The 21,504-nt window shown below is 47.6% G+C and carries 20 protein-coding genes; 5 read left to right on the top strand and 15 right to left on the bottom strand.

Annotation, left to right across the window (positions count from 1 at the left end):
- Nucleotide 1: 1 nt before the first annotated feature.
- The 8 genes from glcE to rplM all read right to left on the bottom strand — a co-directional run bounded on the left by glcE (nt 2) and on the right by rplM (nt 6,544).
- Nucleotides 2-1,066, bottom strand: a complete 1,065-nt coding sequence (glcE, locus tag AAKU64_RS01695; RefSeq protein ID WP_354361185.1) for a glycolate oxidase subunit GlcE — start codon at nt 1,064-1,066, stop codon at nt 2-4.
- 155 nt (nt 1,067-1,221) lie between these two features.
- The gene (locus AAKU64_RS01700; RefSeq protein ID WP_354361187.1) at nt 1,222-2,769 is read right to left on the bottom strand and encodes an FAD-linked oxidase C-terminal domain-containing protein; all 1,548 of its coding nucleotides are present in this window, start codon (nt 2,767-2,769) and stop codon (nt 1,222-1,224) included.
- A gap of 179 nt (nt 2,770-2,948) precedes the next feature.
- Nucleotides 2,949-3,299: an iron-sulfur cluster insertion protein ErpA gene (gene erpA / locus AAKU64_RS01705; protein ID WP_322119858.1), complete on the bottom strand. Its 351-nt coding sequence runs from the start codon at nt 3,297-3,299 to the stop codon at nt 2,949-2,951.
- A gap of 86 nt (nt 3,300-3,385) precedes the next feature.
- Nucleotides 3,386-3,775 carry a bactofilin family protein gene (locus AAKU64_RS01710; RefSeq protein WP_322119859.1) on the bottom strand — a complete coding sequence of 130 codons (390 nt, stop codon included), beginning with the start codon at nt 3,773-3,775 and terminating at the stop codon, nt 3,386-3,388.
- A gap of 11 nt (nt 3,776-3,786) precedes the next feature.
- The gene (locus tag AAKU64_RS01715; RefSeq protein ID WP_322119860.1) at nt 3,787-4,467 is read right to left on the bottom strand and encodes a DUF6776 family protein; all 681 of its coding nucleotides are present in this window, start codon (nt 4,465-4,467) and stop codon (nt 3,787-3,789) included.
- A gap of 48 nt (nt 4,468-4,515) precedes the next feature.
- Nucleotides 4,516-5,553: an N-acetyl-gamma-glutamyl-phosphate reductase gene (argC, locus tag AAKU64_RS01720; RefSeq protein WP_354361189.1), complete on the bottom strand. Its 1,038-nt coding sequence runs from the start codon at nt 5,551-5,553 to the stop codon at nt 4,516-4,518.
- Between the two features lie 160 nt (nt 5,554-5,713).
- Nucleotides 5,714-6,106 (bottom strand): 30S ribosomal protein S9, encoded by a 393-nt coding sequence (gene rpsI, locus AAKU64_RS01725; protein ID WP_322119862.1) that lies wholly within the window; start codon nt 6,104-6,106, stop codon nt 5,714-5,716.
- A 9-nt stretch (nt 6,107-6,115) separates the two neighbouring features.
- Nucleotides 6,116-6,544: a 50S ribosomal protein L13 gene (gene rplM / locus AAKU64_RS01730; protein WP_322119863.1), complete on the bottom strand. Its 429-nt coding sequence runs from the start codon at nt 6,542-6,544 to the stop codon at nt 6,116-6,118.
- Between the two features lie 653 nt (nt 6,545-7,197).
- On the opposite strand from rplM, the gene AAKU64_RS01735 reads away from it, so the two are divergent.
- Complete coding sequence (locus AAKU64_RS01735) at nt 7,198-7,656, top strand: OsmC family protein (RefSeq protein WP_354361191.1); 459 nt, start codon at nt 7,198-7,200, stop codon at nt 7,654-7,656.
- A gap of 41 nt (nt 7,657-7,697) precedes the next feature.
- Here the strand turns inward: AAKU64_RS01735 and AAKU64_RS01740 are convergent, their stop codons facing one another.
- From AAKU64_RS01740 to AAKU64_RS01755, 4 genes are all read right to left on the bottom strand, one after another.
- Complete coding sequence (locus AAKU64_RS01740) at nt 7,698-8,609, bottom strand: BPSS1780 family membrane protein (protein WP_354361193.1); 912 nt, start codon at nt 8,607-8,609, stop codon at nt 7,698-7,700.
- An 8-nt stretch (nt 8,610-8,617) separates the two neighbouring features.
- On the bottom strand, nt 8,618-9,598 hold the full coding sequence (locus tag AAKU64_RS01745; protein WP_323492105.1) for a homoserine kinase: 981 nt from the start codon (nt 9,596-9,598) through the stop codon (nt 8,618-8,620).
- Nucleotides 9,599-9,628: 30 nt separating this feature from the next.
- Nucleotides 9,629-10,135, bottom strand: coding sequence for a hypothetical protein (locus AAKU64_RS01750; protein WP_354361195.1), 507 nt, complete (start codon nt 10,133-10,135; stop codon nt 9,629-9,631).
- Between the two features lie 580 nt (nt 10,136-10,715).
- Nucleotides 10,716-11,453, bottom strand: coding sequence for an LOG family protein (locus tag AAKU64_RS01755; protein WP_354361197.1), 738 nt, complete (start codon nt 11,451-11,453; stop codon nt 10,716-10,718).
- A 13-nt stretch (nt 11,454-11,466) separates the two neighbouring features.
- On the opposite strand from AAKU64_RS01755, the gene polA reads away from it, so the two are divergent.
- The 4 genes from polA to AAKU64_RS01775 all read left to right on the top strand — a co-directional run bounded on the left by polA (nt 11,467) and on the right by AAKU64_RS01775 (nt 16,323).
- Entirely contained in the window at nt 11,467-14,283 is a 2,817-nt protein-coding gene (polA, locus tag AAKU64_RS01760; RefSeq protein ID WP_354361199.1) for a DNA polymerase I, read from the top strand.
- 248 nt (nt 14,284-14,531) lie between these two features.
- Entirely contained in the window at nt 14,532-14,885 is a 354-nt protein-coding gene (locus AAKU64_RS01765; RefSeq protein WP_354361201.1) for a hypothetical protein, read from the top strand.
- A gap of 11 nt (nt 14,886-14,896) precedes the next feature.
- A complete protein-coding gene (locus tag AAKU64_RS01770) occupies nt 14,897-15,469 on the top strand; it encodes a rhomboid family intramembrane serine protease (protein WP_354361203.1) in 573 nt (190 codons plus the stop codon).
- Nucleotides 15,470-15,555: 86 nt separating this feature from the next.
- Nucleotides 15,556-16,323 carry a hypothetical protein gene (locus AAKU64_RS01775; RefSeq protein WP_354361205.1) on the top strand — a complete coding sequence of 256 codons (768 nt, stop codon included), beginning with the start codon at nt 15,556-15,558 and terminating at the stop codon, nt 16,321-16,323.
- A 594-nt stretch (nt 16,324-16,917) separates the two neighbouring features.
- Here the strand turns inward: AAKU64_RS01775 and AAKU64_RS01780 are convergent.
- The 3 genes from AAKU64_RS01780 to AAKU64_RS01790 form a co-directional block, all read right to left on the bottom strand.
- The gene (locus AAKU64_RS01780) at nt 16,918-18,354 is read right to left on the bottom strand and encodes a DUF4139 domain-containing protein (protein WP_354361207.1); all 1,437 of its coding nucleotides are present in this window, start codon (nt 18,352-18,354) and stop codon (nt 16,918-16,920) included.
- Between the two features lie 213 nt (nt 18,355-18,567).
- A complete protein-coding gene (locus AAKU64_RS01785; protein WP_354361209.1) occupies nt 18,568-19,620 on the bottom strand; it encodes a hypothetical protein in 1,053 nt (350 codons plus the stop codon).
- Nucleotides 19,621-19,623: 3 nt separating this feature from the next.
- Complete coding sequence (locus AAKU64_RS01790; protein WP_354361235.1) at nt 19,624-21,351, bottom strand: Hsp70 family protein; 1,728 nt, start codon at nt 21,349-21,351, stop codon at nt 19,624-19,626.
- Nucleotides 21,352-21,504: the final 153 nt, after the last annotated feature.

Raw genomic sequence — 21,504 nt, forward strand, 5'->3', positions numbered from 1 at the left:
ATTACAGATCAGAGTACATGCGTCCGGGATTAAATATCCCCGCCGGATCAAACGCCGCTTTTAAATTGCGATGAATTTTGGCAACCGCAGGTGTTAGTGGTGCGAATACGCCAACCGACTTGTCGCCAGCGCGGAATAAGCTCGCATGACCACCAGCGCGACTGGCAGCATCGCGTATGTGCTGCGGGTTTTCATCGGTGAATAACCAGCGTTGCGCGCCGCCCCATTCGATCATGGATTTGCCAGTCAACTGCGACGGTGCTGCACTGCTTGGCAATGACAAGCGCCATAATCCATGTTCATCATCCTGTGCAAAAAATTCATGTGTCTGCTCGCGTAAAGAATGCCAGTAGCTTGCCGCGTCCTTAACCTCTTCACCACCAAGCTGTTTTTTAGCGGAACGTATTGCCGCTTCAGCACCAGACAAACGTAACATCAGACGACCAACATGCCATGCGCTGGCGGAAATGGGCAAGGCCTGTCCTCCCCATTGATTTAGTCTAGTCAGTGCCTCGGCTTCTGACAAAGCAAATACCAGCGTGGTCTCGGCAAACGGTTTAGGTAATACCTTAATCGAGATATCGGTAATCAAACCCAAGGTTCCCATCGACCCCGCCAGCAACCGCGAGACGTCATAGCCAGCGACATTCTTCATCACCTGGCCACCAAAATGCAGTAATTCGCCACGACCATCCATCAGGCTGGCACCCAACACAAAATCCCTTACCGCACCGACCGTCGCCCGCCGCGGACCGGATAAACCCGCGGCCAGCATACCACCCAAGGTCGCATGCTGATTGAAGCGTGGCGGCTCGAATGCCAGCATTTGATGATGCTGATCCAAAGCTGCTTCGATCTGCGCCAGCGGAGTACCGCAACGCGCCGTGATGACCAGCTCAGTTGGTTCATAGGCTACGATGCCAGCGTAAGCGCGGGTATCAAGCAACTCGCCGACGCTTTGCTGCCCATACCAGCTTTTACTCGCACCGCCCTGAATGCGTAGCGCGGTCTTGTGCGCAGATGCCGCCTGAATTCGTTCACGAAAGTCTTGTAAAATTTTTTCCATATCAGCGATATTGGTTCGTCGTGTTTTTCATGTTTTATTTTTGTTGCTTATATGAATACCGGATTTTTTAGAGAATCATTTCCAAAATCAGTCGTCCATACGTTCTGGGGCTCTCCAGCCATTTTCGTGCCAGAAGGCGCAGAATATATGGACGTCTAAAATCGAGGCAAATCGGGGAACTTCAATTGTCCACGTTTGACATGCATACGACCATACTCAGCACAGCGACGCAAAGTCGGAATTGCCTTATCCGGGTTAAGCAAAAATGCAGTATCAAACGAGCGCTTTACCGCACGGAATGCATCTAACTCTGCAGCAGAAAACTGCACGCACATCGAGTTGATTTTTTCTATGCCGACACCATGCTCACCAGTAATCGTGCCGCCAACTTCTACGCATAATTCCAGTATTTCCGCACCGAATAATTCAGCCTGATGAAATTCCCCTTCCTTATTCGCATCGAACAAAATCAAAGGATGCAAATTACCATCACCCGCATGGAATACATTAGCGCAACGCAAACCATATTTTTGTTCCATAGCCGCAATGCCAAGTAATACCTGGGACAGATTTTTGCGTGGAATCGTGCCATCCATACAGTAATAATCAGGGGAAATCCGGCCAGCAGCAGGGAAGGCATTTTTACGCCCCGACCAGAACTTAAGCCGCTCTGCTTCGCTTTGGGAGACCGCGATGGCGGTAGCACCTGCGTTTTCCAGCACTTCGCACATGCGCTGGATTTCTTCTTCTACTTCATCATCGGTGCCATCGGATTCGCATAATAAAATCGCCTCGGCGTCAACGTCGTAACCTGCTTTTACAAACGGCTCTACCATGCGTGATGAGGTCTTATCCATCATCTCTAATCCGGCAGGAATAATGCCGGCAGCAATCACATTCGCGACGGCGTTACCGCCTTTAACTACGTCATCAAACGAGGCCATGATGACGCGCGCGGCTTGCGGCTTAGGCACTAATTTAACGGTCACCTCAGTGACAACTCCGAGCATACCTTCTGATCCTATGAATACGGCGAGGAGATCAAGCCCTGGAGCATCTAATGATTCGCCACCCAGCTCAATTACCTCACCGTCAATGGTGATTGCGCGAACCCGTAATACATTGTGAACGGTCAGGCCGTACTTGAGACAATGCACACCGCCAGAATTTTCGGCAACGTTACCACCTATCGTACAGGCGATTTGGGAAGATGGATCAGGTGCGTAATACAAACCTAAACTAGATACGGCTTCTGAGATGGCAAGATTGCGTACGCCAGGCTGGACTACCGCCGTGCGCGAATACGCGTCCACCTTGATAATTTTGTTTAGTCTGGCGGTAGACAATACCACGCCATCAACGATAGGCATCGCGCCACCGGATAAGCCAGTACCGGCACCGCGCGGCACGATAGGGACGTTGAGTTCGCGGCAAATATTTAAGACCGCAATCACTTGCTGCTCATTTTCAGGCAAGCTAACGACCATAGGTAATTGACGATAAGCCGCCAAGCCATCGCACTCATACGGTCGGGTATCTTCTTCCTGATACAGCACGCTACGCTCTGGCAATACCTTTCGCAATGCAGCGACTACAGCGAGCTGGCGCTGCTGATGCGCCTGGGTAGATTGCGATGCTACTTGCGGCAGTGTTTGTGGCAGTATTTTTTTTGGCTGCACGTCATCAATTGCTGTCTGCGTCATAGTGGCTCCCTTTTAACGACTCGCTTTTAGCGACGGCCTTTTGGTTATTCCGTTTTTAATTCAGTGTAATCAAAGTCGTCTTCGTTGTGATGAATTGTTGCAAAGCGCTACGCTGAATAATTTTCAGGCGTAAAAAAAGGACGCCGCAGCATCCTTTTTTATCCCAACTCTCGCAAATATTATGCAGAGAAAGAAGATCCACAACCACAGGTTGTTGTCGCATTTGGGTTTTTAATCACAAATTGCGCGCCCTCTAAATCATCTTTGTAATCGATCTCTGCACCAACCAGATACTGGTAGCTCATTGAGTCGATCAACAACTGCACGCCATTTTTAGTCATTGCGGTGTCGTCTTCATTGATGATTTCATCAAAAGTAAAACCGTACTGAAAACCCGAGCATCCGCCACCTTGGACAAACACGCGTAGTTTCAGATCAGGATTACCTTCTTCTTCAATCAATTGTGCTACTTTAGCGGCGGCACTCTCACTAAAAATAATTGGTGCTGGCATTTCGGCTACTGCATTCATTTCGTGCTCCTACTGTTCTGACAGGTCTTTATTATAGACCTATATGGTGTTAGATGTTTCAGTGACGCGGTTGCTTGTAATAAAGCTTAGCTGTGCGAGGAAGCTAATTTCAATACGGGCTCGCTAGCTTGTTCATGTGTCAATTTACCAGTGACTAAAGCGCCGTTCATCATTTCTAGCGCCTTATAATGCACATCGCCTGAAATTCTGGCTTTAGGTTGCAACTCAATCAATTCTGAAGAAAAAACAGGCCCGTTGATTTCGCCATTCACAACGACATGACCGGCGCGGACTTCGCCATCAATTTTAGCTTGCTCAGAAATGACCAGCATGCTGGATTCTTCAGGATTAGCGATGACGTTACCGGTAACATGACCATCAATCCGCAGGCCGCCTTTGAAATGCAAATCGCCTTGGATGCTGGTGGAAACGCCAATCAGGCTATCAATCGTATTTTTATTTTTGCGATTAAACATGAATAAACTCCTTACAAATTAATCGACTGCTGAGCGCGTATTTGACCTTTGTCCATTACTTTGGCTTGTAGCGATTTTACCGTTGCGCCTTCTGGCAAAGTAACTACACCCTCTAAACGCTGATAGTATCTAAACGATAACTTTAATTTGCCAGCATCACCCATTTTAGGATCGGGGAATTGCATCATAACAGGTTTGCCAGCCTGTACTAAAGATAGCGATAGCTGCACGTCACCAACAAAATCGCGCCCGCCTTTACCGCCTTGCATAATCAAAATACGATAACGCATTTGATTTGGCGCAACCATTTCTGCTTTAACTCGCTGCACAGTAATGCCTTCTGCGCCAGTAGCAGATGGCATCAGGCTTTCAAAAAAAGCCAAATCATCTTTTAGCTTCAGATTTTCTGCCGTCAAATTTTTGACCTGATCGGTTAATTGCTTTTGCGTAGATTTCTCAATATTTTGCTGACTATCTACCGTGTTTACTTGTGCAGCCAGTTTGTCGCGTTCGGCGGTGATCTGTTCTATCTGTACATGTAGTTGCTCAACCTGCTCTGGTTTAATTTTCGGCCCAAACGCAAAACTGCGACCTAAATCGTAAGTCCACAGCGCAACGGCACCGCCTAAACCAAGAATCAAAACGATCAGCGCCGCTTTGATCGTCCAAGGCTGGTCTTGGCGTATCGTCATTTTCGACGCGCTAAGACGTCGTAACGAAGAACGTGACTTAGCCATGCCTTAAGGCAGAACAGCGACGTGCTGTAAGCCCGTGCGTTCATCCAGATCAAACATAATATTCATACATTGCACAGCTTGACCAGCTGAGCCCTTAACCAGATTATCTTGCACCACCAAAACGATCACTGTGTTCCCGTTATTTGGCCTATGCAAAGCCAAACGTAGCATATTTGATGCACGGGTAGACCGGGTCTCTGGATGGCTAGCAAATGGCATCACATCCACAAAAGGTTCATCTTTATAGGCATCAACAAATAATGCCTGCAAGTGCTCATTACTTATTTCCCTATTCAGCCGACCATATAAAGTCGAATGCATGCCACGTATCATTGGCACCAGATGAGGCGTAAATAGCAATCCAATTTTGTCGTCTGTCACATATTGCAGTTGCTCGACAGTCTCTGGATGATGGCGATGACCCGACACGCTATACGCTTTGAAATTATCGCCCGCTTCAGTAAACAACAAACTGATTTCTGCTTTGCGACCCGCTCCAGAGACACCGGACTTGCAATCGGCAATCAGATTGCCTGCATCAATTACACCAGCCTTTAGCAGCGGATAAAAGCCGAGCTGCATGGTTGTTGGATAGCAGCCGGGATTACCAATAACACGTGCTGTTTTGATCGCGGCACGATTCAGCTCAGGCAAACCATACACGGCCTCAGTCAACACGTCTGTGCAGCTATGGGGAATGCCGTACCATTTTTCAAACTGATTAACATCTTTTAGGCGAAAATCCGCTGCCAGATCGATTACTTTGACACCCGCAGCCAGCAACTCAGGCGCTTGTGCCATGGCGACACCGTGTGGCGTCGCGAAAAACACCACATCGCATTCAGTTAATTTTGCTTTATCAGGGGAAGAAAATGCGATATCAAGATGTCCACGTAGAGACGGATACATGTCCGCCACTGGCAATCCATCTTCCTTACGTGAAGTGATTGCAACGATTTGCGCCTGCGGGTGAGTTGCGAGCAAACGTAGCAGCTCTACCCCAGTGTAACCAGTGCCACCAACTATACCTATTTTGATCATCGTATATTCCTCGACAGAAATTTTGTTCGTATTTTAGCAGTAGAACTGACAAAAAATTGTAAATAAGACTCTGACATAAATTAGACTCTTAATACAGTTCCAAATGAAAAAAGCCGCCAGGTAGATAACCTGACGGCTTTTTGAAACAGAGTCCGCGAGATTAACGCTTGGAGAACTGCTTAGCGCGACGTGCTTTACGCAAGCCGACTTTTTTACGTTCAACTTCACGAGCATCACGAGTAACGAAACCAGCTTTTGACAGCTCTGGCTTCAATGTTGCTTCGTAGTCGATCAATGCACGAGTAATACCGTGACGAACCGCACCAGCTTGGCCGGACTCGCCGCCGCCGTGTACGTTGACCATGATATCGAAAGTTTCGAGATGGTTAGTCAATTCCAAAGGCTGACGAATAACCATCAGACCTGTTTCACGAGAGAAGTATTCGTTCGCTGGCTTGCCGTTCACAACGATCTTGCCGCTGCCGGTTTTCAGGAAGACGCGAGCAACTGCGCTCTTGCGACGGCCAGTACCGTAGTTGTAATTACCGATCATGGCTAATCCTTAGATGTCGAGTACTTGAGGTTGCTGCGCAGTGTGCGGATGAGTTGCCTCAGCGTACACTTTCAGCTTCTTGATCATCGCGTAACCGAGTGGGCCTTTAGGCAACATGCCTTTAACTGCCTTCTCGAGTGCACGGCCTGGAAAACGCGCTTGCATTTTCTGGAAATTAGTTTCGTAGATACCGCCTGGGTAGCCAGTGTGACGGTAGTAAGTCTTATTCAGAGCTTTAGTACCTGTAACACGCAGTTTACCTGCATTGATTACGACGATGAAATCGCCCGTGTCAACGTGGGGAGTAAATTCAGGTTTGTGTTTGCCGCGCAAACGGAGTGCCACTTCGCTGGCAACACGTCCGAGTATTTTGTCCGTCGCGTCAATCACGAACCAGTCGCGCTGCACTTCGTGTGCTTTTGCGGAAAAGGTTTTCATGATGAATCCTAGTAAGAGTTAAAAACGCCCTGTGTTCTTGGTACTTTGGTGGTTCTGCCGACAATTAATTGGCAGACTCTCCCTTGTAACTTCCCTCTTGGGCTAACAGAGAGTCGGAAATTATAGTATTTTCAAGGACTTAGTGCAAGCACTGTTTAAAAAATGAGCAAATAGATCGACCATATCTTGATTAAACAAGCGCAAAAAATGAACAAAAAAAACCCGAAGACTTGGCTTCGGGTTGAATCCACCTAAGGAGGCAGAGGAGACAATTGCGTGGTTACTTAAAAGCAATACTTAAATAACCGATGAGTCAATAATAGAACAATAAATTGTGCAGTGCAAGATAATCTATGTAATTTTTTTAAAAATAGTGCCTTTTAAACTCATTTTTTTACAAGTTTTTTATAGCAGAAGCACTTATTTCTGATTATCGGACTGGGGTGATGATTATGTGCAGCATTTTTTACTATTTTTGCGGAGAAATCCCAAACTTAGCGCTGCGTTACAATGGCGGCCTGGTTATATTATTTTAGGGCTTAGGCAAAATTGTTCCCGTAAAGCGTAGCGACTGAGGCCGTACTCAAGTATGACTAGTCACTACAACGTAGCCGGAATAGTTTTGCGTAAAACCTATATTTTGGAGGTAACACATGGAAGCAACAGTACGTTGGACTGGCTTATCGGGTATGTCGTTTTTAGCAGAAACCGGCTCTGGCCATGCAGTCATGATGGATGGCGCGCCCGATGGCGGCGGCCGCAATCTGGCACCGCGCCCGATGGAAATGGTGTTGCTAGGGACTGGCGGCTGCTCTGCTTACGATGTGGTGTTGATATTGCGCAAAAGCAAACAAGATATACGTGGCTGCGAAGTCAAATTACAAGCAGAGCGGGCAGAAACCGAGCCTAAGGTTTTCACTAAGATCAATTTCCACTTTATCGTTCGCGGTCGTAACTTGAAACCTAACCTGGTGGAACGCGCGATTAAACTCTCGCATGAAAAATATTGCTCTGCCTCGATCATGTTAGAGAAAACTGCGGCTATGACACACACTTATGAAATCATCGAGGATTTGGATTTAGCCCCAGAGCATGTACAGCTTGAGGCTTAAACCGGGTGCCTTGTTTTCATTAGTATATAAGCGGTCAGGCTTTAATTTCCGCCAGGCTTGGTATGATCAGGATCGGCAGAATCGCCCTCTGCTGGCTCCCTTGGCGGAGTGTTTGCGGTAGCGTCTGTGACCTGATCGACGGCGGTGCTTGGTTTGTCTTGCGGCCTGCCAAAAATCGAAATATACGTCGGATAAAATGAGCAGTACATCACCACTGTCAACATCAGTGATACCGGCAACATAATAATCACGCCTAAAATTGGTTTGCCTACGATAAGGACGATGATTAAGCTCAATACGGTTGGCAACATCACCCCTATTAATAACCAGGACAATCCATAAATCACGAACGCCTTACCAGCACCGCGTACCGCAAAAAAGCTATAAAACACGGACTTGCCCAAGCCCATTTCCTGCCAGACGATCAGCGGCGCAGCGAACCAAAATGCCATTAATGCAGGGATATACACCACTGCAGAACACAGCATGCCCCAAAACATACCGGGATCCGGCAAACTTTGAGTGTCTTTTGGGTCTATCGGTTTTTGGGTCGTCAAATAATTCCAGAATGCGCCATCGTCAACCAAAGTCGATGCGCCGATTGCCAGCATCGCAGCGATCAGATAAAGAGAACCTAGCGTCAGCAACCGAGAAAATGCAGGCGAACGAAAACCCAGCAGTAAAAGATTAGGATGAACTCTTTGTCCGTTTTCGATATGGCGACAAGCTTGTAAGAAACTCATAGAAAAGACCGGCACCAGTATCATCGGCAAAAACTGCCCGACGAAGGGAATCAGGCCAATTGCCATCGTCAAAAACATATACGCAAAAAACAGCGTCAACATTTCTACAGGCTGTTTACGGAAAAGCTGAAATCCAGCTTTAACCCAAGCCCATCCCATCATTGGCGCGGGATTGGAATTGGGGGATAACTCTACATTAGGCTGATTCATTGTTTGTGTTACGTGGCGGCTAGGGGTACAGGGATCGGTAAAGGAGGAGCGTTATTCGCCTCGCGTAGGCGAAGAATACGCTCAAAATGGCCGGGGTCATGCGGCGTCAGCATTTCAGCATCACGCGGCAAATAAAAATCATAAGATCGGGATAACCAAAATCGCAGCGCCGCAGCGCGTAGCATCGGCTGCCAGGCAATTTGCTCATCGGCAGTAAATGCTCGCACCGCATGGTAGGCAGTCAGCAGAGCATGGACTCTGGGCAAATCCAGCTCACCAGTCGCTACGTCAATACACCAGTCGTTGACCGTTACAGCGACATCAAATAACCAGGTGTCGCAACCGGCGAAATAAAAATCAAAAAAACCTGTCAGCCGCTCACCGTCAAACATCACATTATTACGAAACAAGTCTGCATGCACAGGTCCGCCCGGCAATGCTTTATAAATCGCGGTAGTGGCAAATGTCTCTTGATAATGCATCTCTGCGCACAACAGATGCTGGTTAGTCTCAGATAAAAACGGCAATACCGCGGGGGTAGTCTGATTCCACCATTCAAGACCGCGTAAATTAGGCTGGCGTATTTCAAAATCTTTGGCCGCCACATGCATACGCGCCAGCATTGCACCTACTTCTGCGCAATGGGATGCGGCGGGTGCCATTTGCGAACTGCCTTCTAATTTGCTGACAATTGCTGCTGGCTTGCCGTGCAAGGAAGAGACTAATTCCCCTTGATCATTTGCAATTGGCGCTGGTACCAAAACACCGCGATCTGCCAGATGGCGCATTAACTTGAGGTAAAACGGCAGTTGTTCAAAACTCAGATTTTCAAAAATCGTCAGAACAAATTCACCTGCATCGGTATTGATAAAAAAATTACTGTTTTCAATGCCGGAGGCGATGCCTTTAATTGATAACGCGTTCCCCAATGGGAATTGCGTCATCCACGGACGAAGATCGTCCAGACTTACCGATGTAAATACTGCCATATCAAGAAAAGAGAGTGAGGCTGTTATGAATTATTTTTTTGTCGCTGAACTTGTCGCCGCTGAAGACGCTGGTGCAGAGACCGGTGGGGAAGAGACTTTCGGCGCTGGAGCCAAAGTCGGAATCTCTTCCACTTCTTTTGCTTCTTTTTTGCCGCCGAACTCCATTACCTTCCACTGCGCGCCACGGTTTGCATCGCCTTGTACTGTGCCTCGGGGTGCATTACCAATTTCTGGATTAGCCTTGATGGTGTAATTACTACCTGCAGCAGTCACTTCAGCCTCTGTCACTTTACCGCCCACAGCACGCTTTTCTACGATCTTGCTTGGCGTGCTGGCCTTTGGTCCCGGTTTAATCAGTTTGACACCACTATCTGGCGCTTCTTCAATGCGCTCTAAAGGTACTGCTGCAGATGCTACTGATGCAGCGGAAGGCGGGGCTGACGAGACTGACTTAGTCTGTGCCATTGCACTAAAAGGCAAAATTACTGCACTTAAGCAAAACAAAACGAGCGTAGATGGCTTGGAAAATTTTTTCATGATAGTCACTTCAGGCTTGTGGAATCGTGCTGCCATTGTAGCAAAGGGCTGCAACTACTCACAGTTATATCCAGATTATCTGGCAAGGATTTAACCCAGATTTTCCATTAGACCACTACTACTTCGCAAAAAACGCAGAGGGCATGCGGTGTTCAGCGGGATAGCACGACCGCGATTTGAGTGCGAGCGCTACAGCGACAAAAATACCAGGAGGTCGACGCAAAGCTTATACCCAGGCTGATGACGCTGAAATATTTCAGAACGACGATAGCAATATGCGCAACCACGATCGATACGAATCCGCATTTAAACGACTGTCTGCAATGGCTGCTTAGTTCGGCTCACTAATCAAGTCTGATCACTTAACTAGTCAGCTCCAAGCTGCCAATAACAGTCTGAAATAAATATACTCCCCCATTATTTTCATAAATATGCCTTACAGACCAAGTAATCTATGGACACTTAAATATACTAATATGGAGTATATATTTTATCGAATCAACATATCAGCCAGCAATGCAACCCGCAACGCACACCGCATCCGCCATGTTTAATGCTGTTAGCGATCTAACACCAAGCACTACAAATACAGCATTTTCTGCCGCTCTTCGTCCGAAGGTTCGATATCTCTTGCCTCATAAAACGCAAAAATCGCGTCCACGATATTGGCAGGCTCGTCAATCAATTGCACCAGATTTAAATCGCTTGCGTCTATCGTGCCATTGCCGACTAGCTGGGTTTTAATCCAATCCAGTAAGCCACGCCAAAAACTACTACCGACCAAAATCACCGGAATATGCCGAGTCTTGCCGGTCTGGATCAATGTCAGCACCTCGGTCAATTCATCCAAAGTACCAAAACCACCGGGAAAAACCACATAAGCATCGGCGTATTTTACAAAGGCGACTTTGCGTGCAAAAAAATGCCGGAAGGTCAGCGAGATATTTTGCCAAGGGTTATTTTTCTGCTCATGCGGTAGCTCAATGTTTAAGCCCACCGATGACGATGTACCCTCAAAGGCACCTTTATTAGCCGCCTCCATAATCCCCGGACCACCGCCAGAAATCACCGCAAAACCTGCATCCGATAAACGCCGCGCCAGATCGACGCACATCAAATAATCAGTATGCTCAACCGGCGTTCTGGCAGAACCAAAAATCGTCACGGCGGGACCGACGCCCGAGAGACGTTCGGTAGACTCAATAAACTCTGCCATAATCGTGAACATATGCCAAGATTCGCGCGCTTTGAGCGCCGTGGCTTTTTCGCCGTTGACCATTTGGCGCAACTTCAATATCCTTTTTCCGCTGTCACTCATTACCATTATCCTTATGCAAAAAACCTTGTTATTAGTCGATGGGTCCAGCTACCTATACCGCGCTTTCCATGCCATGCCCGATCTGCGCAATGCGCAAGGCGAACCAACAGGCGCGATCTACGGCATGATCAATATGTTACGCCGATTACGCTACGATTATCCGGCCGCCTACATCGCCTGCGTGTTTGATGCTAAAGGTAAAACCTTTCGCGACGACCTCTATCCAGAATACAAAGCACAACGCGCACCGATGCCCGACGACCTGCGCCTGCAAATTGTTCCCATTCATGAAGCCGTCACCGCCATGGGCTGGCCGATACTGATGGTCGAAGGCGTCGAAGCAGACGACGTGATTGGTACCCTCGCGGTAGAAGCAACATCACGCGGCATGAACACCATCGTCTCGACCGGCGATAAAGATCTGGCACAACTGGTCAACGCCAATGTCACACTGATCAACACCATGAGTAATGAGAAGCTCGATGAAGCTGGTGTCATCGCCAAGTTTGGCGTACCGCCAAACCGCATCATCGACTACCTTACCTTGATTGGCGATACCGTCGATAACGTGCCAGGTGTCGCCAAATGCGGTCCCAAAACTGCCGTCAAATGGCTGGCAGAATACGACAGCCTGGATGGCGTTATCGCCAATGCCGATAAGATTAAAGGCGTCGTTGGCGACAACCTACGTCAGGCATTAGACTGGTTGCCGCAAGGCCGGGTTTTGATCACCGTCAAAACAGATTGCGACTTGTCGGCACAGCATATTTCCATCGACGAATCACTAGTTGCCAAAGAAGAGAGCAAAGAAGCCATGCTCGCCTTCTTCACACGTTATGGTTTTAAAAGCTGGCTGCGTGAATTATCGGGCGATCCAACTGCTGGTACAACGCCACTTAAAACAGCATCCAATACAAACAACGCACAAGCGGGCTTGTTTGGCCATGAGGCTAGCAACGCGACTTCTGCAGCCTCATCTACAGCCTCAATCACCAGCCCTGCTGACATTCCGGCAGCGCCAGCAGTAACTCAGTACGACATGATTCTGACCGAAGCCGCGCTGGATCAATGGCTGGCAAAAATCAATCAAGCCGCCCTCACCTCTGTCGATACCGAAACTACGTCTCTAGAGCCGATGACGGCGCAAATGGTCGGCATCTCTTTATGTTGCGAGCCGGGATTAGCCGCTTATATCCCGCTAGCACACAACTACCCCGGCGCGCCGGCGCAACTCAGCCGCGAGGTGGTGCTGGCAAAACTCAAGCCATGGTTGGAAGATGCCAGCAAACCCAAGGTCGGCCAAAACCTCAAATACGACAGCCATATCTTCGCTAATCACGGCATTCATTTGCTAGGGATACAACACGACACGCTGCTGGAATCGTATGTATTTGAATCGCACAAATCGCATGACATGGACAGCCTGGCCTTGCGCCATCTAGGCAGAAAAACCATCAGCTTTGAAGAAGTCTGCGGCAAAGGTGCATCGCAAATTTGTTTCGATCAAGTTGATCTGGAACGCGCTACACAATACGCGGCAGAAGATGCCGATATCACGCTGCAACTCCATCTGGCAATGTGGCCACAGATAGAACCCGATGCCAAACTCACCCGCATTTATCACGAGATCGAATTGCCGACCTCGATCGTGTTGCAAAAAATCGAGCGCAACGGTGTACTCATCAACAAAGATTTATTAGCCACACAATCACATGAAATTGGTATCCGCTTACTTGAGCTGGAACAAAAAGCCTACGAGCTGGCAGAGCAACCCTTCAACCTAAATTCACCCAAACAATTAGGTGAAATTTTCTTCGTCAAACTGGGTCTACCCGTCGTCAAAAAAACGCCTTCCGGTGCGCCGTCGACCGACGAAGAAGTCTTACAAAAACTGGCAGAAAATTATCCGCTACCCAAAGTGTTGCTCGAATATCGCGGCCTCGCCAAACTTAAATCGACCTATACCGACAAGCTGCCAAAGATGGTCAACGCAAGCACCGGTCGCGTCCACACCAACTACGCACAAGCAGTCGCAGTCACAGGCCGTCTGGCATCCAACGATCCCAACTTGCAAAATATCCCAGTCCGTACCGCCGAAGGCCGCCGCATCCGCGAAGCCTTCGTCGCACCGACCGGTAGCCACATCGTATCTGCCGATTATTCGCAAATCGAACTCCGCATCATGGCGCACATCTCCGGCGACGCCAGCTTGCTGAATGCCTTTGCCGCTGGCGAAGATGTACACCGCGCAACCGCATCAGAAATCTTCGGCGTCACCCTGCCAGAAGTCACCAGCGAACAGCGTCGCTATGCCAAGGTCATCAACTTCGGTCTGATCTATGGCATGAGCGCGTTTGGCTTGGCAGGCAATTTAGGTATAGAACGTAGCGCCGCCCAAAGCTACATAGACAAATACTTCCAACGCTACCCAGGCGTCGCCCAATACATGGCCGACACACGCACCCAGGCCAAAGCTCAAGGCTATGTAGAAACCGTCTTCGGCCGCCGCCTATGGTTAGCAGAAATCAATAGCCCCAACGGCCCCCGCCGCCAAGGCGCAGAACGCGCAGCGATCAACGCCCCAATGCAAGGCACCGCCGCCGACCTGATCAAACTCGCCATGATCGCCGTACAAAACTGGCTAGAAACCGACCAGCTCCAATCCAAAATGATCATGCAAGTCCATGATGAACTGGTGCTCGAAGTACCGGATGCAGAGCTGGAATTGGTCAAACGAAAATTGCCGGAATTGATGGCGAATGTGGCTGCTTTGAGTGTGCCTCTGCTAGCTGAAGTTGGGGTGGGAAATAATTGGGAAGAGGCGCATTGATTTATGCGTTTTGTAGGTACGAATAGCGTCAGCGTATTCGCACGCATGATTCGATTTTAGAGCCACATGAGTTATGCGACCCGTGGAATGTAGGCACACAAACTTTGCTTGGTTTGTTCAAAGATTCCATACATGCGAATACGCTAGCGGAAATACAGGAACTGCGAACAACCCTAACTGAAAAAATCGGAAAAGAATCTAATTCAATAGAACTTTTTCTCATCAATCAATTCAATTTCAAACACAAAATGACAACCGATACCGACATCCATTTAAGCGGCGCATTCAAAGCAACCGACTCCAGCGGCACTAGCCACGACATCAAAGCAATCCGTATTTTTGATGAAGGCTACGGCATCATCGATGTCTACATCGACTTTGCTGCACCGATAGAAAACGGCTTGTATAACGATAAAGCGCTACTCAGCCAGATCATGGCAAAGTTGCGCGAGCTAGGTTATGTCGGTCCTGATTTTGGTCATGGCGACCTGGGTCTGCAAGAGAGAAAAATGATTGTGCTGGAAGCGCCGGAAGAATTCTGCACATTCGCTGCGCGTCATGGCTGGAAAAATCTGGCAGACGAATTTGACGACGCAGAATAAAAAAAACATTTATGTACGCATTAAAAAAATATCTCAACGTATCCAACACACTGATCGCCATCAGTCTGCTGGTCGCCTTGCTGTCAAGGCTGGGGGCATCTGATGCGGTGTTAGAGCCGCTGTGGATCGCCGATCCTGGCAGTCATGGTTTGGACAATATTGTACATGGTGAAGTCTGGCGTTTGATCACGCCGATATTCATCCACTTCGGCATCATGCATCTGATTTTTAATATGATGGCGATGTGGGATCTAGGCAGGTTGATCGAATCACGACGGAGTACGGGATTTTATATTCTGTTTGTCCTGGTACTTGGAATAGGATCGAATCTCGTGCAATTCTTGCTGACACAATCGCCTTTCTTTGGCGGCATGTCTGGCGTACTGTACGGCTTGTTCGGCTATATCTGGATGCAAGGTCGCACCAACCCGCGCTTTGGGATCGTCTTGACGCAACAAACGATCGTGATGATGTTGGGCTGGTTTGCTTTGTGCTGGATTGGCGTACTCGGTCCGATTGCAAACTGGGCGCATACGGGTGGTCTGGTGATTGGTGTTGTCTGGGGTTATTTAGACAAGCGATAGTACTAATAAAATACTTACATGACGCGTCATATACTGCAATCTGGCGCTTGAATTGATTTATAACCGTCGATTTAACACATGCTCTCTTGATGAAAACTATTCCGTCTTCTATCGTATTGCTAGCAGCAATGTTGCTAATGCCCATCAGCCAAGCTGCGGACAAAGAACCAGGTGTACTGCTCAAATCTGGCGAGTGGGGTCAGGCGATGGGCAGTTACGGTGTACCAAAACAATTTGAGCATCTCGTTCCTGCCAAATGGCCTAAAGACCGGTGGTATAGCCTGGTCATTAAAGAGAACGACTTACTTGTTGAAGCGCAATCGCCCAATGATAAAAATCCAGAATGGTTAAAAAAAATTGTTAGTCAAATACCGGAAAAAAATGCACCAGAGGCTAGGTCATCGCTTGCTCTGGTAGAGCAAGAAGCTGATGATATCTTGCACCTGCGTGTACCTGATGCGCCGATCAAAGAAGGCAAACATCCTTTATATGTATTTAAAAACGGCGGACATAGTCTCAACCCCGAACTTGAGTATCAATATCGTTTAAAACTCAACGATGTCGCTTTTGGCATGCGGGTTCAAAATGGACTTAAGGGAAAAAACGGTGCGCCCTATGGCGAAGGCGCGACGTACTTTATTGAATACGACGGCAAGCAGTTTGAATATGCGCTTGGCTATTATGGCTGGGCGTCACGCATCATTGGGATTACCGATATGGATGGCGACGGATTCCCTGATTTCATCATTGAAATCGACGGGTCTAATAGTATAGGCAAGATTATTCTGCTGTCGTCAACGGCCAAGCCCGGCAAAAATAGTGCTACTGCGATCTTACATTCTTGGGGCTGTTAAGTTCTAAATCCTGTTCACAACAATCCGTACAGATGTCACTGTACGGACGGTCTAAAAGCGATCCTAGATGAGTGAATCGTATCTATATCAGCCTGTATAAATTCCAAAGGAGTCATTAATATAGACACCTTTTTTCGTCCATGTTGAGATACTACTCAGTTGCATATTGCGATGTTGATATTCCATCGCAATCATTAGCGTCGTGATGATATTGGGTTGGGTTGCTTTGTGCTGGATTGGCGTACTCGGTCCGATTGCACACTGGGCGCATACGGGTGGTCTGGTGATTGGTGTTGTCTAGGGTTATTTAGACAAGCGATAGCAGACCTTATATCGCATCAAACACCATTATTGTGCTTAAGGGATTGATGCATGCGACCGTAAGAATCAATATACTCCCCTATTTTTTCACTCAATATTCATTACTGACCAATATATACTTGGACGAGGAAAATATACTTCCATAGGGTATATTATTTAACTAGCGTATAAATCCTTGGGCGATATCAACTACCAAGCGCAATCCGTACCACTCACGGATTGCGCCAGATATCTTCTTTTACTACAAACACTGAACCACGTTTGCTATTGCGATCAATAGCGGACTTGCGTGCGATACACCAGCTTGGTGCTGCCTTCTGCCGGTACGTTGATTTTCCAGACCGCGGTATTACTGGCATCTTTAGAGTGCATTTGGCTCTCGCTGATGATCTTCCAATCGCCTGGCACTGGCTCTTGCACTGTGACGACGACTGCTTCTTTTTTAGCATTTTTCAACACGATTTCAAACTCGCTCTCGAAGTTGGAATTGTATTTTCCCGTGCCAGAAATTTTCTTGAAGTCCGTTTGCTTTTTATCCGCAGTGACGTCGAAAGCATCACCCAATTTGATGCGGACTTTTTCATTTTTCGGTGTGTGATCAATATTGTCTTCGCCGATAAACTGGGCATTGCCCGCACTATCTTTTTTATAGACGCGGATAGTGCCTTTGGGGATTGGCATGCCGAGGTGTGAGCTCTCTTTATTATCGAATTCAATAAAGGCAGCGACTTTGATTTTTTGACCGATATCACCGTAACTACTTTGGTAGTAATAATCGCTACCGCGGAGCAATAACTCTTTGTGCGCTGGCACGGCACTGCCGGATAACAGAGCGACTTGCTTGGTTTGATTTTCGGCAATCGTCGTCAAACGGTCTAGGGTATATAAGTGATATTCAAACAGAGATTCCTCTGTCATCGCCCTCTTCATCATCGGTGCGGCAGCGACAGCACTACCTGTTATCTGTACTCTCTGAGATTGATCAGGAACCTGATGCACATCGCCAGCAACCAGTTGCAATTTAGCATTGCGATACGCTGCGCCACTGGTATTGGTCAGTGTGACCCAGCCAGAAATGTCCAGCTTGTCTTCTGCCGGATTGAGTTCAACTACATAGTCTGCTTTCCATGCCAGCCCACTTGTCAGATAACTTAACTCAACCGCTTGTTGCTGCGCACCTTTGTTATCCAATGCCATAACCAAAGTTGGTCGGTCACGCAGATTGGACGGCACATCGTTGTACACAATACGGCCTGGTACGCCGGTTTCTATTCGGTCGCCAATTTTTAGCACGACACCATTTTTGGCAGAAAGTACCTGAGCAGATTCTGTCGTCTCTGCACCGGTCGCGGTATTGGTGCGGATCACATTGACATTACGTCCGACGTATTTTTCTAATAATTTTTGCGGCGTTAGCAAATCAAAATCAAAATTCTGCTCTTGCACCGACAAGCTGCCTGGCGATGTAATGCTGCGCAGCAAAGCGGTTTCTGGCCGCATATTGGCGCTGACATCACGGAAGGCGAGCGAAGAAACACCACTCTTGAGTTGAATTTTGCGCTGATCTTTGATTAAGGCCAGATTATTGTTATAAATCGTGACGGCAACTTCTTGCTGATCGTTAAGCGTGCTGCGCTGTTCTTCTGTCTGTGCGTTGGCGCCGGTCGCAATAGCAAACACCAGCAAAGAAACGGGAATTGATTTACGCATAGCTAGGTCTCTTTCAAATAGGATGAGTGGCTGACAATGTAAGCCGATGGGAAGATCGCTGCAATCAGTTTGAACATGATCAGCGAAAGAAGTTCAGCCTCGATCAAATACCTTTCGCCGACTTAATACAAAACAATCTATTCAGGAGCGCAAGGACTATTACGCTGGGGGATCAAAGTGAATGAACATCGCTCACTATAAGCAAACCAAATGCTAATGGCCAAAACCAGTGCCACATGCTCGTATCAATTGAACGAGAGCAATAATAATGAAAAAAGCAGTCCTTCCACCAATCTCCCACTTATTCGACTTCGCATCGCTTTGCACTCGGTCTTCCTTTTTTTTAATCCCTAGTTTGTTTCCTCTTGCCAACCATTGTTGAGCGGCGCCCATGTCAGTGACTAAAGGAAGCCAATAAGGATACACTTCAATCATATGTATCAACATTGGTAGATTGGCGCGTAAATATGCATCGCTTGGCTGAACTCCATTCCTGACTTTTAAAATGATCTCTAACTGTTTATCACGGAGTTTCATTTCCTTTTCATTAAACATCGCCAGCTCGGTCAACGCATTATCGAGTAGGTAGGCATGCTCGCCTAAACTAAAAACGCGCTGCTTATCCTTATCCCAACCAAAGCACTTCGACGCTGCGCCAAATAAATTACCATTCCCCTTTTGCCAGCCCTGTGCCAAATAAGATGCCATTCCCCATTCAAAAATATGATGTGTTTCAACATTGATCAAACGCTCATCCTCCAATGTTTTGGACAACATCTCTAATGCATCGCCTTTGCCATCCTGGCTATTGTGAATCTGCTCCATTAACTGATCAAAAATCTGCTTAGCGACATCGGTAGGAGTGTCGTTAAGTAAAACGTCTGAGGTGCCCGCATGCAATGCCGTCGATATTGACTCCGTTGGTAAGTCTGTCGTGCTGTCATCCTTTGCCAGAGGTAACACTTCTATAGGAGTGGAGAGTTCGTGCGCTGCAGCCTGTATCGAATGTGAGGTCATTTCATTATTCAGAACCTCTTGTACTACGGGTTCGTCACTGATGTGCGCCTGCTCTTGCGTCAGTTGCCAGTCACGATGTCTGATCCATGACAAGGCATATTCATAGGCTTCACGCAGCGTCTGAAATGCGGTCGGATCAACTTCCTGATCAATGGTTTTAAGCTGTCTGGCATAGGTGCGCTTGATTGCTCGCTCATCAGCATCATCGGCCAGTTCATATTGAGAAAAAAATGGGGGCAAAGACTGCATAGTTTAATTTGGTTGGGGATCAAAATTAGAATGCAAATGACTATCACTTTCTATCGATGTGAGCATGTCAGAAAAACTCTTTTGCGCTGGAATAATCTGGCGTGGATTTTGGTTCTCAATCACTTGCTCAAATTCGCTAATCTGCGCACCTAACCATGCTCTGACATCACCTCTCAATTGTTGATAAATGCGATCTGCCCTTGCTAATAACGTACGTATCTCCATCGTATCGCGCGGATGCATTTTGATTTTTTCCAGCTCGATAAAGCGCTGCTGAATCTCATCATCGCTTAACAAGCCGGGATTTCCTTGAATCACCAAACGGTGAGTTTTTTGCGTCTTGACAATCGTCGCTTGCACTTCCAGCAAACCATTCACGTCATAAGTGAAGCGAACATCGACCCCGTTATCTGCACGCGCCAGCGGTTCGAGCGGCAATTCGAGCGAACCGAGATGGATGTTATCTTTGACCAGCCGGGATTCTCCCTGATAAATTTCTAAAGCCAATCGCGTCTGCTTATCGACGACAGGAAAGTATTGACTCACTCTACTGATGGGTACCGTACTATTGCGTTCGATAATCGGAGAAAAATGACCACTAGCCGTTTTTCCATCGGCTAAATTAATAGAAACTTCCACACCTAATGAGTAGGGTGACACATCTGTCATCACCACTTCTTCCAGAGCAGAATCCTTCATCTTCAGGCCGGCTTGTACCGCGGCTCCCATGGCGACAACTTCATCCGGATTAATATCGTTTGCAGGAAAACGCCCAAACATTAAGGTAACTAAGCGTTTAACCAGAGGCATGCGCGTTGCGCCGCCCGCCAGTACGATGCTGTCGAGTTGATTACTTCGCAGATTAGTGTCACGCAAAGCACGCTCTACAGGTTCGCGCAGGCGCTTGAGCAAGGGCGCGCATATCTTTTCTAAAGATGCTTCTTCAATATCCATCGCCAGATCTTTTCCATCCAGCTGGATTTGGACCTGTGCTGTCTGCCCTAGCGATAGTGCCCGTTTGGCAGACTCAGCAGACGCGCCAAGCCTTTGCATGAACATGGCGTTGTTACGTAAATTGGCACTCAATTCTTTCCGCTGAAAAAATAGATCAACGATTGCATTCGTAATGTCTTCGCCACCGAGAAAATTGTCTCCGGCCGAGGCTCTGACCTCCATCACGCCCTCGAACAGTTCAAGAATCGATACATCAAAAGTACCACCGCCCAAATCAAAAACCAAAAAGCGGCATTCACTACCGATCTGATGCATACCATAGGCTAGTGCAGCGGCAGTCGGCTCGTTGAGCAGACGATCTACTTTCAACCCGGCTAACAAGCCCGCCGTGCGCGTTGCCTTGCGTTGCGCATCAGAAAAATAGGCAGGAACTGTAATCACCGCCTCAGTCACGGGTTCACCCAAAAATGCCTCAGCGTCCGCCTTTAAGGATTTCAATACAAACGCAGATAGCTCTTCGGCACGAAATTCTTTTTTTGCCAAACTGACTTTTTTATCGCTACCCATAAACCGCTTAAATACTGAGGCTGTATTCTCTGGGTGGGTTTGTAAGCGCTCCCGCGCAGCTTTACCTACCAGAATAGAACCGTCCTTATCGACACTCACGCAGGACGGCGTCAGTGTCTCGCCCAAGCCATTGGGGACGAGTTGCGCTCTACCATCCTTCCACACGGCGACCAAACTATTGGTAGTTCCTAAATCAATACCGATGATAATTCTTTATATACTCCAATGTTTACGATAAGCACCAGCCATGCGTTTTATGTTGAGCTGTGCGGTACGTGAATTAAGTTGCTTAAGGAGCATTATTTCAGAGTTCAATTGAAATGGCACTTTTCTTTTTTTAGGTGTTGTTTGGTAAAAAAAGAA

This window comes from Undibacterium sp. GrIS 1.8 (assembly GCF_040544445.1).
Lineage (GTDB): Bacteria > Pseudomonadota > Gammaproteobacteria > Burkholderiales > Burkholderiaceae_D > Undibacterium.